Source organism: Microseira wollei NIES-4236 (assembly GCF_020521235.1).
GTDB lineage: Bacteria > Cyanobacteriota > Cyanobacteriia > Cyanobacteriales > Aerosakkonemataceae > Microseira > Microseira wollei.
On sequence record NZ_BLAY01000142.1, the window covers coordinates 1 to 15,245 of the forward strand.

Consider the following 15,245-nt stretch of genomic DNA (forward strand, 5'->3'; position numbering starts at 1 on the left):
AAGAGGTCAGCGTTGATATGTGGAGAGGATTTAAGAAAGTTATTACTGAAGTTTTCCCCAACGCTGTCATAGTTATACCCACATTCCGCAGATCTGACTCGGATTACCAGGACTTTTGATGTATTCTCAGATCTGAAAATTTTCAGATCCTATGTTTTCTGATTTTAGTGTCGCTTTTTGTTCCAATTAACCGACATCTAAGAAAGTTGATTTGATAGATTTCTTTAAATAGATTGATTTTGGCAATTAATCAAATTATTTAGTCTAAATTACAGAATATAATCTCTGACAAGATGGTTGTTATCTTGACCAATAATTGAATATATTCCCAAATATCTCCATATTTATATTGAGTTTTATCCATCTTCAACCATTAAATAATATTGACCGCAAACTTGGCCTAAATAGTTCAATATCTGTTGACGTTCTGATGTTAAATTGCTGACCTGATCAGCTCCATTCAAGGTGACTAAATGCACGGCCTGAAACATCTGAAATACCCAGCGCATCGTCGGTTTATTCGTTAATTTCTTGACCTGATTCCTGATGCTACCGGCTGACTCTAATGCTTGTCTCAACTTTCTTTGAGCCTGGTTATACACTAATAAACACAATCCCATTACCATCGCTATTGCCTCGACTCTCTGCGGATTTTTGACGAAGACATTTGAGGTGAAAAACAACGGATATTTTAAGAATCTAAATCCTCTTTCACTGCGTTGACTTTTGTATTCTTCTAATACCTGCTGATTGCTCACTTCATTTTTATCTAGAATGTTTGTGGCTAAAATAAATCTTCCAGCTTTGAGCTTTTCCTCTTCTATGACGGATCTTCTGGTTTCTATTTCCCCGGTTATTTGATAGACTACTGTCTTTTGGTTGCTCGTTTTTTTGAGGTTCGCTGTTTTTTTATTGACGAGTTTTTCTAGGCATTCAATTTCTGCAATTTGGTGATAATTCCATGATTATGATAGCATTTTTATGGCTATTTATGCGTCTGATTGACAAGCAAACTATTGCCGGTATAGCTTACGCAGTGCTACTTTGGCGCTTGATTCATGTTTTTCTACAGTCTTTTCTACTTGTTTAATATTGGCTAGTTTTATCGCTTCACTTTCTATCACCAGCCATCTTTGCTTGATGTTTCCATATTCACTGGTTCTCTCGGCGATTTTATATCCTTTTAATTGGCTGGCAAGCCATTCATTCTCTTGAATGTCTAAAATTTTAATTTGTGCATCTTTAATACTGAATGGGACTCTCGTTATCCATTTAATTCCCGGCATCGCTGACAAATTATCGGCGGTGTATAAGGCGCTGTCTGCTACACAAATTCCGGAAAATGTCCACTGATTTTTAAATTCTTTTAGTCTGTCTACAAAGACACTTTTATCATCGACGTTTCCTGAATCTATTTTTAGATACAATGGCACGTCTCCGTCTCCGGTCACAATCATGTCTATGATAAATTGTTTCAGGTCTGGTCTGCGATCTCTGGAATAACCATGAACTATTTCTATGGGTTTCATTTCTGAGTCTGATGCTGATGCTTCTCCTGCTATTTTATGGCTGGCTTCAGCGTTGCTTTCATATTCTCCATGTACGTACATTGAACTTCCGTCTAAATGAACGCTGTTCATTTTTACTTGGAATTTTTCTGCTGCTTTGAGCGCGATCGCTGTAAATAATTTCGTGGTTCCTGCTTGATAATATTTGTCTAAGGCTCTTCCCTGTCATCGTTTAAATGTTCTGGTAATACTCCTTTTCCGATTAGATGTTCTGTTGCTTTGCCGACAAAAAACTATTCAAATATATATAATGGGGCACTCAAAAACCCTAGTCCATTCAAAATCATCGCTTTGATCGCTTGTCCTGGGCTGAGGGTTTCTTTATTTCTTATTCCCACTTTTTTATTCACTTCTTCTACCAATTCCATTTCGTCTATTATTCCCGCTACTATTCCTAAATGGTCTAAATTTTGGACTTTTATGGCATCTTGAGGCTCATTCATGGTTTTTCTCTCTAGCTACCCCGCTTGATTATTGTACATTATACAAGCTCCAAATGATTGCCTAGCAATCATTTGGAGCTTGTATATGGATAAATTTACTTCGCATTAAATCTGCTTTAATATCTGCGGAATGTGGGTTTAAATGCCGAACAGCTTATTGTAGCAAAATATACAGTTTGCCATAATAATTTATAAAGATTGATTAAGTATGAGTCATAACATTGCAAGTATTACAATAGCATAATTATAGCGAATTTTTATAGAAGCCAACTTTAATCATTAATATCTCAAATTTTTGGAGGCTCTTACTTCTTCCAAATTGCTTTTTTTTAACACGGATAAAACTGAGAAAGGTTTGATAATGGTTTCCTTTTTGAAATGGCTGCGTAAGCGCCTTTTCGGCATTTCGCTGCAGGAGGCGACCTTTGCTAAAAGGGGTTTTCTGGAGGGGGACGCAGGGTTGCGGCAGCGACTGGAGCAGATCGGTCAAATATTTTTGCTCGGCTACCAGGCGGCACTCAACGACGATCGACCAGAGGGGCTCGTGCGCCAGCTAAATGCGATTGAAATTGAGTTGCGCGGGTTTGCTTTTGAGGGAGCTGCTATGGGACTGGCTTTGCTAGATGGCTTAACGCCTTGGAAGCGAAACCGAGTGCAGTCCTTTTTAAAAGGTGCAGGCAGCGAGTATGCCTATATGGTGTATGTAGGAGTTGGTTGGGCGTTAGCCCGACTTCCTTGGGGAATTGAGTGGTATCTGGCTCAACTCAATAAAACCCTGTCGGCTACCCTTTCTCCTTCGCACAGAGAAAGATGTTGGGGGATGGAGGGGGACATCGATCCTGTCCTGGGATGGCTAGCCTTGGATGGCTATGGCTTCCATCAGGGGTATTTTGACTGGCGTCGGTATATTCAGGAAATGGCCATTCCCCCCCGACTTTCCGGGTATGCCTGTCGGGTTTTCGATCAGGGGTTGGGGCGCAGTCTTTGGTTTGTCAAAGGGGCTGATGTCAGGCGCATCCACCATGCCATTGAGAATTTCTCCCCTAGCAGGCGAGCAGATCTTTGGAGTGGGGTAGGTTTAGCCTGCGCCTATGCGGGTGGCGTGGAACGAGCAGTCATAGAAGCCTTACAGGTAGCTGCCCAGCCTTATTGGTCAGAGTTATCTCAGGGAGCAGCCTTTGCCGCCAAGAGCCGCCAAAGGGTGGGGAATTTAACTGCTCATACGGAGGTGGCGTGTCAAGTGTTGTGCGCCATGTCCGCCGAAGCAGCCGCAGGAATTACTGACAGGATGCTGGAAGACTTGCACCCAGACGGGGCAAATCCTGCTTACGAAGTCTGGCGACAGCGAATCCAAGCTCAATTTGTAGCAGTCCAGGTTAACCCATGAAAACGTTAGCTCAGTTCATTAAAAAGTACGCCAAACCGTTAGTGGCGATGGCAGTGATTGTCAGTCTCTGGAGTTTTAGCCGCCTTCCTGCCCTGTCAGCCAGTGAAAGAGCGGCGCTCGCGTCCCGGTTTGAGTTTACGGCTTTACCCTTGCCGGAATTGGCAGGAAAACCTCAAAAATTCCTGCGCTCAGTGCATCCCAGTTTGGAACGCCATGCCGCCTGGATTTCTGCGGTGGGAGCTTCAATAGCACTCAACGATTTAGATGGAGATGGTTTGCCCAACGACGCTTGTTATGTAGATACGCGCACTGACCAGGCGATAGTCGCCCCCATACCAGAAACTGAAAACCGCTATCAACCTTTTGAATTAACTCCTGGTTCCCTTCCTTACGATGCAACCACGATGGCACCGATGGGCTGCCTTCCTGGGGATTTCAATGAAGATGGGCAGATGGATTTGCTGGTTTACTATTGGGGGCGGACGTAATACCAAGTAACAAAATCTCTACCTATTTCGTTCAATCCTCAGCATTTCGCTCGCACTTTAACGCTCATTACTTCCTGCCCTCTGTGATGTATAGCCTGAAGTTAGAACTAAAGTTAAATAATAAAGAGAGGTCATTCCTAGCCGGTTGCGCTGGCTTTAGCCGCTTGGTATACAACTTTGGCCTATCGCTACTTGCTTCTTCGTGGGCGTTTGAGGGTATCAAAGCTAGTGATTCCAAGCGCTTAACCGAAATCGAGAAAGTCTTCACCAACCATGTCAAAACCAAGCCAGAATACGCTTGGATGAAAGAATATCCATCAGCCGTCTATTCATCAGCACTAAGAAATTTAGCCAAAGCTATTGACCGATGGCGAAAAGGGAATTCTGGTTTCCCTAGATTCAAATCAAAAAAACGGGGCGATAGTTTTACCGTCCTAAAAAAGTCAGGGGTGTATCCTGCCAAGGGTGAGCCGATGATTCCGTTCACGAATCGTCAAATACTTTACCCAGGTAAGAAAATTTCCATCCCTGGCTTAGGAGAATTCAGACTAAAGAAACCAATTCCATTCTTATGTTCAAGCCAAACATTTACTGTTTCGAGAGTAGCCGACAAATGGTTTGTCTCTTTTGCGCTCGACATTGACAAGATTCCACCGCTTTTACATCCAGTTCAATCGATTGGTATTGACTTGGGCGTTAAATGCTTTGCCACCTTGTCAAATGGCTCCAAAATCCTGGCGCCACAATCCCTAAAAAAGGCGAAAACCAAGCTAAGTAAGGAACAGTGGCGCAATCGAAACAAACAACTGGGTAACCGCAGCTCTGGGGTAAAAGCATCAAGAAATGCCTTAAAATACTACCAACGGCTGGCAAAAAGGCACGCTCAAATTGCCAACATCAGACGAGACTTTTTGCAAAAAATCACGACTGATATAAGTCTTAAATACCACAACATCCGGATTGAAGATCTGAACGTTCAAGGCATGATAGCTAACCAGAAATTATCTGAAGCTATTTCCAGTTTGGGGTTTTATGAGTTCCGGAGAATGCTGGTTTACAAGGCGGCGTTTTTTAGCACCAAGGTAGAATTGGTTGACAGATGGTTCCCCTCCTCCAAAACATGCTCTTGCTGCGGCAACATTCAGCCAATGCCTTTGGAAGAGCGCGTTTACTTTTGCCAGAGGTGCGGCGTTTCCATCGATCGCGATTTAAATGCAGCGCTCAATCTGGAAAATGCCCCAAAAACCCTTGTACGTGCGGCAAGCGCGGAATTTACGCCTGCGGACAGGTTAGGAGCCGACTCCCCTGGTGGAAGCAGGAAGCAAACGTCAAAACAAATAAGTTGAGTAGCTTTATTCGTTTTGAGTAAGTTTTGTGTTGCACAAATAACAAACGACAGTTGGACAAAAAACAATCGCCTTGCAGGACTACGGCGTTTTGCGATAGCGATTACTATTCTTAACCTATTAGGACATACAGTTTTCGGCTTCGAGCAATCCTGGGCCTATCCCCTTGTCTCCCTGGGCACCGCTTACAGTTTAGAACTGCTGTTAGAAGCCATTGATAGTTGGGCAAACTGCCAGCAACCTCGTTTCTGGGGAAGCTTTGGCAAATTCATCGATTTTCTCCTCCCTGCTCACATTACGGCCTTAGCCGTTTCCATGTTGCTCTATGCCAATGAACAGCTATTGCCCATCGCCTTGGCTACGGCAGTTGCCATTGGCTCAAAAGCTCTCTTGAGGATTTCTGCAGGCCAAGGGAAACGGCATTTCATGAACCCTTCTAACTTGGGAATTACCGTCACCTTACTCTTGTTTGCCTGGGTTGGCATTGCACCACCCTATCAGTTTACTGAAAACCTCAATGGTTGGGGAGATTGGATTTTACCGGGAATTATCGTCTGTACGGGGACGTTCCTCAACGCTCGTTTTACGCGACGGCTGCCGCTAATTGTCGGTTGGGTAGGCGGTTTCCTCCTTCAGGCAGTTTTGAGGAGCTATTGCTTTGATACGCCTCTAGTGGCTGCTTTAGTTCCCATGACAGGAGTAGCTTTTGTCCTTTTTACCTTTTATATGGTGACCGATCCAGGGACAACGCCAAGTAACCCCCTCGAGCAAATCATCTTTGGCGCATCCGTAGCCGCCGCTTACGGCATGCTGATGGTCTGTCATATTGTCTTTGGACTTTTCTTTGCTTTAACAATTGTCTGTGCAGTCCGGGGAATTCTCCTTCAAGTTCAGACAATGGTTACACTTCAGAAGTTTACTACTGTTGCTCCTGTAACGACTACAGTGGTAGAGGTTTAGGCTATGTCTGAAATCACAGTTGTTGTAGAAAATCATTGGTTTCACGATCGCAGGATTTTTTTGAAATGATAGAAATTGCATCTCAAATCAATCAATGAAATTTAACTTAAGGAGAAAACTATGGGATCTCATGCTGGATGCAGTAGCGCTCTTTGTCATTTAGAGGTTAGTTTAAATGCAGTGGCTTTAGCAGGAATGCCAGAAGAGCAGAAAGCAAATCTAATGAATGCGCCACTAACCTTAAGTTTATCAATAGGCTTGAATCAGATTGAATTGGCAGAACATGGCTCACAAAGTTATCGCTTTCTCCCAGGTATTACTAGTGCAGACCATAACTTTATCAATATTACAGCTTCGACTATTCAGCCACCTTTTTCTAAGGTTGAAGCGAGGCTTAATCAAAAAATAGGTACTTCATCCATTGCTTTTCGAGCCTTGAATGAAACCCAAGAAAACTTTTTCCCAAGCAATGGTAGTTTATCCTTGTACTTGAAATTTGAGCTTGAATCTTCGATTCCAATTTTGTTGGGTCGTCAGAATGTTTTTCTTTTTAACAAGGAACCATTGCTTTACGAGACAGATGTTCCTTTCAATGGATTTCCCCAATTCAATGGAAGTCCTAAATTCTTGCTAAAAAATCCAGTAGAACTGTTTGATGAAAGTAATCCAGATGGTGAGCCAGTAATGACAATTACTGAAGGCTCAGAAATTACTCCCGTGAATCGTATTTTGTATAGAATTCATGCATCTTCTCCAGCAGTCGATAGTGAAGGTAACTTTAGTACCAGAGCTACCGTTGAATTAGTACAATCTGTAGGTGTGGTTCAAACTGCTATTCTCCTTATTCCAACAAGAGGAGTTACTATTAGCAGCTCTTTGCTTCAAAATATAGCTCTTGGGGAATCTCCTTTCGAGTTTGATATCATCGGACATATAGACAATCCTTTGGAAGAGCATTTAGAAGTTACTATTCGTCCTTATAGTATGGAGCCAGAATTAGCAGGAGCAGCACGTTTAGATGTACCACTCCCTTCCCAAGCTCCTCTTTCTAGGCTAGATGTAGATCATCCTTCAATACTACGAGTTCGTTCCGGGGAAACAGTAGAATTGGGAGTCACTCCAAGATTTAGTTTTCGAGAATCTCAACCTGAATTTATCTGGGTTGCTCCTCATGGAATGGAATTGCAAAATCCCAATTCTTTGAACCCAACATTTGTTGCGCCGATGGTTAATGAATTAACAGATATTTGGTTTACTTTGTATGTGCGGGAGCAAAATGATGTTAGTCGTCCCTACAAAATAGATGTTGAATTAGAACCTTAACAAATCAGAAGAATTTGTGCGAAATAAGAGCCTGAAAGCCATACATTGCAAGGGCTATCAAATGTTAATGCAATTTTTGTTCACAAGAGTGATTAAAGAAGGGTAAAAATGTCAATTGGAAGAATTATGAATGTAGTGATACCATCACTTCATTATCAAATTTCTGTTAAATTTTATAAGCAAATTTTGGGTTTTACTTTAGTGCATGAGGATGAGAATTGCTGTTTTGTAAGCACAGGAGATATTCATATTTTAATTCATTCAGATAAAGAAAATACAGAATTTTATCCAAATGGACATTGCATATACCTAGATATTGTAGTTTCTAATCTTAAAGAAGCAAAAAGGTATTTACTAAAAAATGGTATTAACATCATGAAGGAATGGAAAGATAATGACAGCAGTTTTCTGCTTATAGAAGATCCGGATGGAAATTTAATCGAAATAATAGAGTTTATAAACAGAGGATAAGATTTAAGCTATGCACTCTACAATTGCGATTATTGGAATGGCTTGTTGCTACCCCGATGCGCGATCGCCCCGCGAACTCTGGGAAAATGTCCTCGCCCAACGCCGCGCTTTCCGACAAATTCCCCGGGAAAGATTGTCCCTCGATGATTATTTCTCGTCCGAGCGCACAGCACCAGATGCCATCTATTCTCAAGAAGCTGCCCTCATTGAAGGCTATGAGTTCGATCGCGCCAAATTCCGAGTCGCGGGGAGTACCTACCGTTCTGCCGATTTAGCCCATTGGCTGGCTTTGGATGTAGCTGCCCAAGCCTTAGCTGATGCTGGCTTCTCGGATGGGCAAGATTTGCCCCGCGAGACGACGGGCGTTTTATTGGGAAATACCCTGGCAGGAGAATTTTCGCGAGCCAATAGCCTGCGCCTGCGCTGGCCTTATGTGCGCCGCATCCTAGAAGCCAAGTTGCTAGAACAGGGGATGCCAGAGCAAGAAAGACGGGCGTTCCTGCGAGATTTAGAAGCGCACTATAAAGACTCCTTCCCGCCCATCGGCGAAGAATCCCTCGCAGGCAACCTATCCAACACCATTGCCGGGCGCATCTGCAACCACTTCGATCTCAAAGGCGGCGGGTATGTGGTCGATGGCGCCTGTAGTTCTTCGCTGTTAGCGGTGGCGAATGCTTGTTCTGCTTTGGTGGCAGGAGATTTGGATGTGGCGCTTGCCGGTGGCGTAGATTTGAGTTTAGATCCCTTTGAGCTAGTCGGGTTTGCCAAGGTAGGGGCGCTCGCTGAAGGTGAGATGTGGGTGTACGATAGGCGTTCGGCGGGCTTCATCCCAGGAGAAGGCTGTGGCTTTATCGTGTTGATGCGCTATGAAGAGGCTTTAGCCCAGCAGCGGCGAATTTACAGTTTAATTCGCGGTTGGGGCATCTCCTCAGATGGCAATGGAGGCATTACCCGCCCTGAAGTTGAAGGGCAATTACTCGCCATCCAACGGGCCTATCAACGGGCAGGATTCGGCCTTGATACGGTAGGGTATTTGGAAGGGCACGGCACCGGAACCCGAGTTGGAGATACGGCAGAATTGACAGCCCTCTCTCGCGCCCGTGAAGAAGCCTTTCGGGGAACGAGCCGGCAGAGTGCGGTCATCGGGTCAGTTAAGGCCAACATCGGACATACAAAAGCTGCCGCCGGGATGGCAGGGCTGATTAAGGCGACAATGGCAGTCTACAGCCAAATCTTACCTCCCAATACGGCTTGCGAGCAACCACACTCCCAACTAACAGAGGACAATCCGCACTTGAAACCTCTCAAGCAAGGTCAACTTTGGCCGGAGTTAACGCCTCTGCGGGCGGGAGTCAGCGCGATGGGGTTTGGGGGAATTAATACCCATGTCGTCCTCGAAGGCGTGACGGCAATCCGGCGGCAAACCCTCACTCCCCCAGAACAAACTCTCCTCAGCAGCGCTCAAGATGCTGAACTCATTTTATTAGGGGCTGAAAATGAGGGGGAATTGCAGCAAAAAGTCCAACATCTGCTCACCATTGCTCCTCGACTTTCTAGGGCAGAAGTGGGAGACTTAGCGGCTGAATTGGCGCGGGGGTTAACGCCCTCAATGCCCTGTCGGGCTGCCATCGTGACCGCCCATCCCCAAGAATTGACCCAACATTTAGAAACCCTAAGCTCTTGGCTTTCAGAAGGCGAGAAGCCGGAAGCCGAAAGCCGGAGCCAGAACTCCTCGCTCTTCTTGAGCCGGAGCCTCAAGGTGCCTCGCATCGGTTTCCTCTTCCCCGGACAAGCGGCTGCCGTCTATCTCGATGGGGGAGCTTGGGAGCGCCGCTTTCCTGGGTTGAAGGAATTATATCAACAAGCCGATCTCCCTCTTGAGGGAGATACCAAATCGACAGCCGTCGCCCAACCGGCGATCGTCACCGCTTCCGCCGCCGGGTTGCGACTGCTCGAACAACTGGACATCAATGCCGAGGTCGCTGTCGGGCACAGTTTAGGTGAACTGTGCGCCCTACACTGGGCTCAGGGGATGGATGTTGCTGCCTTGATTCGCCTTGCCAAGTTTCGCGGCAAGGCGATGGCTGATTTAAGCAGTTCTAGTGGCGCAATGGCCAGTATTGGCGCAAGTGCTCAAGCTGTTCGAGGCTTACTCAAGGGGAAAGTCGTGGCGATCGCTGGCTTCAACTCTCCCCAGCAAACAGTCATTTCTGGCGACCGGAGCGTCGTGCTCGCCGCCATGGAACGCGCCCAAGTCCAGGGGTGGCGGACGGTCGAATTGCCCGTTTCCCATGCCTTTCACTCTCCCCTCGTCGCGGATGCGGCTCAACCTCTCGCGCAATATCTAGCACGACAGATGTTCTCCCCTTTGTGCAGAAGAGTCGTTTCTACTGTCACGGGACTTACACTTGAAGCCGATGAAGATTTAAGAGAGCTGCTCGTCCGGCAGATTACGACTCCAGTACACTTCCAGGAAGCGGCTACTACCGCCGCCAAAGACTTGGATCTGTTGATTGAAGTGGGGCCAGGGCGCATTTTAAGTGGGTTGTGTCAGGATTTTCTCGGCGTTCGGTCCATCTCTTTAGATGCGGGCGGACCCTCCATCAAAGGCTTGTTACAGGCGGCTGGAGCCGCGTTTGCCCTTGGCGTTCCCATTAAGCACCTGTCCCTCTATGCCAGTCGCTTTACCCGCCCCTTCAATCTCGACTGGCATCCCCAATTTTTTGCCAATCCCTGTGAGTTAGCACCAGTTGGAGCAACAACGAAACAGCAGATAGACAACAGAGAACAGGAGACAGAAGACAGGGGATTAGAAAGTTCTTCTTTAGCTTTCAATGGCACTCTACCTCTGCCATCCCCCTTGGAATGCGTCCGCCAGTTAGTCGCGCACCGTGTGGAACTGCCGCCGGCATCTGTCAAAGATGACCATCGCCTGTTGAGCGATTTACATCTCAATTCCATTACGGTTGGGCAATTAGTAGCGGAAGCGGCGCGGATGCTCAATCTCTCCCCGCCGATGTCTCCTACAGACTATGCGGATGCCACGGTAGCTGAAATTGCCCAAGCGTTAGAACACCTGTCAGAAATCGGGAATTCTGCCCCTGTGGAAGATGACAGACAAGTGCCCTCTGGGGTAGATTCTTGGATTCGTACCTTTACAGTCGAATGGGTAGAACGTCCCTTATTGAGCAAGGTAATCCAGCAAAATTCAGCCGTCAGCCGCCAGCCATCAGCTTTCAAAATTATTGCTCCTGCTGAATATCCTTTAGCAGGGGCCTTAGAGCAAGCGTTCACTGATTGTGAAGGGAGTGGGGTGGTTGCCTGCCTTCCCCCCAACCCGGATGAAAGTCACATCGATGTCTTGTTACAAGCTGCCCAAGCCCTCATCAAAACCCGCAGTTCGCTCAGTGAAGAAGGCGATAAAATCCCAACTCTCTTTGTTTTGGTACAGCATGGCGGTGGCGCTGCCTCTTTTGCCCGAACTTTTTACCTGGAAAATCCCAAAATAACGACCTGTGTAGTCGATCTTCCCCTGGAACACCCTCAAGCAACTGCTTGGGTAGTGGCAGAAGCGCAAGCTGCTCAGGGCTATTGGGAAGCCTATTATGATGCGACAGGAATCCGCCACTCCCCCGTCCTCCGCCTATTTCCCCTTCCCGTCGAGAGGCGCAATCCAAAATCCAAAACCCGCCCGCAGAACGGACTCCGTTCGCGAAGCATCTCCGACAGGAAAGGACAGCAAAATCTAAAATCAGCAGATGTCCTCTTAGTCACGGGAGGCGGTAAGGGAATTGCTGCTGAATGCGCTCTCGCTCTCGCTCAAGACACCGGAGTGCGTTTGGCGTTACTGGGGCGCTCTCAACCAGAAAATGATGCGGAATTGAGCAATAATCTGGCTCGAATGCAAGCCTTGGGCATTCAAGTCCAATATCTCTCTGTCGATGTCACCGATGCTCAAGCTGTCAGGACAGCGGTGAGTCACATCGAAGCAGAGCTAGGCACGATTACCGCTATCCTCCACGGGGCGGGGGTCAACAACCCAAAATTGATCAAAACCCTTGACAAAAATGACTTTTTATCCACTCAGGCTCCCAAGGTTCAAGGGCTGCGCCATCTCTTAGCGGCAATCAACCCAGAAAAACTGAGAATCTTAGTCGCTTTTGGCTCAATTATTGGGCGGACGGGGCTGCCAGGAGAAGCAGACTATGCTGTCGCCAATGAATGGCTCGGCCGTCTGGTAGACCAGTTTAAGGCGCAATATTCCCACTGTCACTGCCTGACTCTGGATTGGTCGGTGTGGTCGGGTGCGGGGATGGGGGAACGATTAGGGCGCATTGACGCACTGATGCAGCAGGGGATTACTCCTATTTCTCCCGATACGGGAATTGGGATCCTGCGCCGCTTGATGGGGCAATCCTTACCCGTAACTTCTGTGGTCGTCACCGGGCGTTTTGGCGAACCGCCTACCCTGAAGGTAGAACGCCCAGAACTGCCTTTCCTGCGTTTTTTGGAGAAACCGAGGGCTTACTATCGGGGGGTGGAATTAATTGTAGATGCAGAACTCTCAACCGATACGGATCCCTACCTCAACGACCACATCTATGAAGGGGAACGCATCTTTCCTGGCGTGATGGGATTAGAAGCTATGGCGCAGGTGGCGATGGCGTTGCTAGAAACCTCGGAAATTCCCGTGTTTGAAGATGTACAATTCCATCGCCCCGTCGTCGTTGCTGAAACCTCTCCCCTGAAAATTCGCCTGGCTGCTTTAGTGCGAGAGTCCGGCAAAGTTGAGGTGGTGTTAAGAAGTGAACAGACAGGATTTGCCGTCGAGCATTTTCGGGCTACCCTCAGTAAGGCAGGCGGCAAAGGGCAGGCGACAAAAAATCCCATCCCCAATCCGATCCCCCCTACCCCCCTTAAAAAGGGGGAATCCCAAATCGGCGAAACCCAGTTGCCCCACGCTGCTGGAATCTGCCTCCAGCAGAACGGCAACCCAAATCCATTCGACCCCAAACAAGCTCTCTACGGCAACCTCCTCTTCCACCGTGGGCGCTTTCAACGGCTGCGGGAATACCGCCATCTCAGGGCGACAGAATGTATTGCTGAGATCGAGATCGACCCAATAGCGCCTTGGTTTAGCCGCTATCTCCCCACAGAATTAGTCTTAGGCGATCCGGGAGCGAGAGATGCAGTCATTCACGCCTTACAAGCTTGCGTCCCCCATGCCACCCTCTTGCCCGTTGGGGTTGAGAGACTGAAAATCTACCGTCTCGCTACCTCTGAGACTTGCCTCGTTGTTGCCAAGGAAAGGCAGCGCAGCGGCGATACCTTTATTTACGATCTGCAAGTTCTAACCCCTGATGGCGAGGTTTTAGAACAGTGGGAAGGCTTGACCCTCCAGATCGTCCAGGTTCGGGACACCAGACAAGCTTGGGTCGCTTCCTTACTCGCTCCTTATCTGGAACGCCAGATTCGAGAATTTATTCCCACTGCTGATGTGGCGATCTCGATCGATAGCGATGGGACGGTGGAAAGGAGGGTGAGGAGCGATCGCGCCCTTCTTGTAGGACAAGAAGCAATGCTCACCCGCCGCCCTGATGGAAAACCAGAACTCACCAATGGGAAAGCGGTATCAGTTGCCCATGCTGGCGATCTGACTTTAGTGGTTACGGGATCGGGTTCCCTTGGGTGTGATGTGGAATCTGTGGTGTCAAGGAGTGTTGCCGTCTGGCGAGATTTGTTAGGAGGAGAAAGGTTTGCCTTAGCCGAGGCGATCGCCTCCCAAGCTCAGGAGGGCTTAGATACAGCCGCCACAAGGGTTTGGACGGCCAGTGAATGCCTCAAGAAAGCGGGTGCAACGGTCAATGCTCCCTTAACGCTGGTTAAGGCGGCCGATCTTGAGGTGTGGTTGGAGTCTGGGGAGATGGCGATCGGGACTTTTGCGGTCTGTGTTGGTCAGGCTGAAAACCAACTGAATTTCGCTGTTTTAACTAAGCAGCGAATAGTCACTGGCAAAGCTTAAAAAGAATTACAGTTTTTTCAATCTCAAACAAATTAAGGAGAAACTAACCATGACTATTACTCAAAAAAAACCTAAACTCAGAAATTTTTCCCCAATCTCAAAACTGGGATCGGCTCTCCAATTTCTAATTTACGCTCTCAACGGGCGCTGGCACAAAAGCGCCATGCAAGTCTTCATGATTGTTGTTCTGGCGCATCTCTCAGAACATCTCATTCAGGGAGTTCAACTTTGGGTCTTGCACTGGCCAAGACCTCAATGCATGGGCATTTTGGGGTTGATGTACCCTTGGCTAATGAAAACAGAGTGGTTGCACTATGGTCATGCCCTTTTTATGCTCCTCGGTTTGGCAGTACTGCGTCCAGCAATCACAATTGGTCTAGCGCTGTTTTGGTGGAATATCGCTCTTGCGATCGCGTTCTGGCATCACATTGAACACGCCCTTCTACTTGGCCAAGCCCTGATCCATGACAACCTCTATGACTTCGCTTCGCCAGTAAGTATCGCTCAACTGATCGCCCAATTCTTTAGCGGGCATCCCTTTGCGGGCCAACCTTGGCTGCCTCGTATTGAACTCCATCTGTTCTACAACTTAATCGTTCTCATTCCGATGCTGGTTGCCTTGTACTATCATCGTTTCCCGCCCGCCCGCAGTAATCTTTCAGCTTAAGAGAGGCAGGATGAGAGATGAATCAGTAGTGAACAATGAACAATCAACATCCAAAATTTACTGATGAAAGCCTACGAATACCAGCACATCGTCAGCTTTGAAGAGACCAACCTCGTTGGCAACGTCTACTATGTCAACTACGTCCGCTGGCAGGGACGCTGTCGAGAAATGTTCTTGCGAGATCGTGCCCCTGAGATTATTAAAGACCTGTCTCAAAACCTCGCCTTAGTTACGGTTCGCGTCTCCTGTGATTACTTGTCTGAACTGTTTGCCTTCGATAAAGTCGCCATCCGCATGCGTCTGGGAGGACTGACCCAAAATCGGATTACCATGCTCTTTGAATACTGGCGCATCACGGACGAGGGAGAAACCTTGGTTGCTAGAGGCGAACAACAAGCGGCTTGCATGCGTAGAGAGGGAGAAAAATTAGTTCCGACACCCGTGCCGGAAGAGCTAAGGGAGGCATTACGTCTCTATGCCGAACCTGCTTGAAAGTTTACTGTCATCGTTAGAGTTTGAGCGATCGCTAATTCGTGATTTAACTTGAAACGTTCTTTTTTTAGGATAGGA

The 15,245-nt window shown here is 47.3% G+C and carries 10 protein-coding genes and 1 pseudogene; 10 read left to right on the forward strand and 1 reads right to left on the reverse strand.

What is annotated here, in order from left to right; translation table 11 throughout:
* Window positions 1-119 (forward strand): transposase (locus MiSe_RS53090; RefSeq protein ID WP_373872944.1); only part of this gene is annotated, 119 nt, incomplete at its 5' end.
* Window positions 120-356: 237 nt separating this feature from the next.
* On the opposite strand, the pseudogene MiSe_RS34725 reads toward MiSe_RS53090, so the two are convergent.
* Window positions 357-2,011 (reverse strand): annotated as a pseudogene (locus MiSe_RS34725) (IS1634 family transposase).
* A 361-nt stretch (window positions 2,012-2,372) separates the two neighbouring features.
* On the opposite strand from MiSe_RS34725, the gene MiSe_RS34730 reads away from it, so the two are divergent.
* From MiSe_RS34730 to MiSe_RS34770, 9 genes are all read left to right on the forward strand, one after another.
* Window positions 2,373-3,398: a DUF1702 family protein gene (locus MiSe_RS34730; RefSeq protein ID WP_226588766.1), complete on the forward strand. Its 1,026-nt coding sequence runs from the start codon at window positions 2,373-2,375 to the stop codon at window positions 3,396-3,398.
* Entirely contained in the window at window positions 3,395-3,886 is a 492-nt protein-coding gene (locus tag MiSe_RS34735; RefSeq protein WP_226588768.1) for an FG-GAP repeat domain-containing protein, read from the forward strand. The genes MiSe_RS34730 and MiSe_RS34735 overlap by 4 nt, the downstream gene beginning before the upstream one ends.
* Before the next feature lie 86 nt (window positions 3,887-3,972).
* Window positions 3,973-5,232, forward strand: coding sequence for an RNA-guided endonuclease InsQ/TnpB family protein (locus tag MiSe_RS34740; RefSeq protein ID WP_226588770.1), 1,260 nt, complete (start codon window positions 3,973-3,975; stop codon window positions 5,230-5,232).
* A 15-nt stretch (window positions 5,233-5,247) separates the two neighbouring features.
* On the forward strand, window positions 5,248-6,192 hold the full coding sequence (locus tag MiSe_RS34745) for a hypothetical protein (protein ID WP_226588772.1): 945 nt from the start codon (window positions 5,248-5,250) through the stop codon (window positions 6,190-6,192).
* Between the two features lie 120 nt (window positions 6,193-6,312).
* On the forward strand, window positions 6,313-7,515 hold the full coding sequence (locus MiSe_RS34750) for a hypothetical protein (RefSeq protein ID WP_226588774.1): 1,203 nt from the start codon (window positions 6,313-6,315) through the stop codon (window positions 7,513-7,515).
* A 108-nt stretch (window positions 7,516-7,623) separates the two neighbouring features.
* On the forward strand, window positions 7,624-7,986 hold the full coding sequence (locus MiSe_RS34755) for a VOC family protein (RefSeq protein ID WP_226588776.1): 363 nt from the start codon (window positions 7,624-7,626) through the stop codon (window positions 7,984-7,986).
* 10 nt (window positions 7,987-7,996) lie between these two features.
* Window positions 7,997-14,008, forward strand: a complete 6,012-nt coding sequence (locus tag MiSe_RS34760) for a type I polyketide synthase (protein ID WP_226588779.1) — start codon at window positions 7,997-7,999, stop codon at window positions 14,006-14,008.
* A gap of 49 nt (window positions 14,009-14,057) precedes the next feature.
* Window positions 14,058-14,675, forward strand: a complete 618-nt coding sequence (locus MiSe_RS34765; RefSeq protein ID WP_226588782.1) for a hypothetical protein — start codon at window positions 14,058-14,060, stop codon at window positions 14,673-14,675.
* A 63-nt stretch (window positions 14,676-14,738) separates the two neighbouring features.
* The gene (locus MiSe_RS34770) at window positions 14,739-15,167 is read left to right on the forward strand and encodes an acyl-CoA thioesterase (RefSeq protein WP_226588785.1); all 429 of its coding nucleotides are present in this window, start codon (window positions 14,739-14,741) and stop codon (window positions 15,165-15,167) included.
* Window positions 15,168-15,245: the final 78 nt, after the last annotated feature.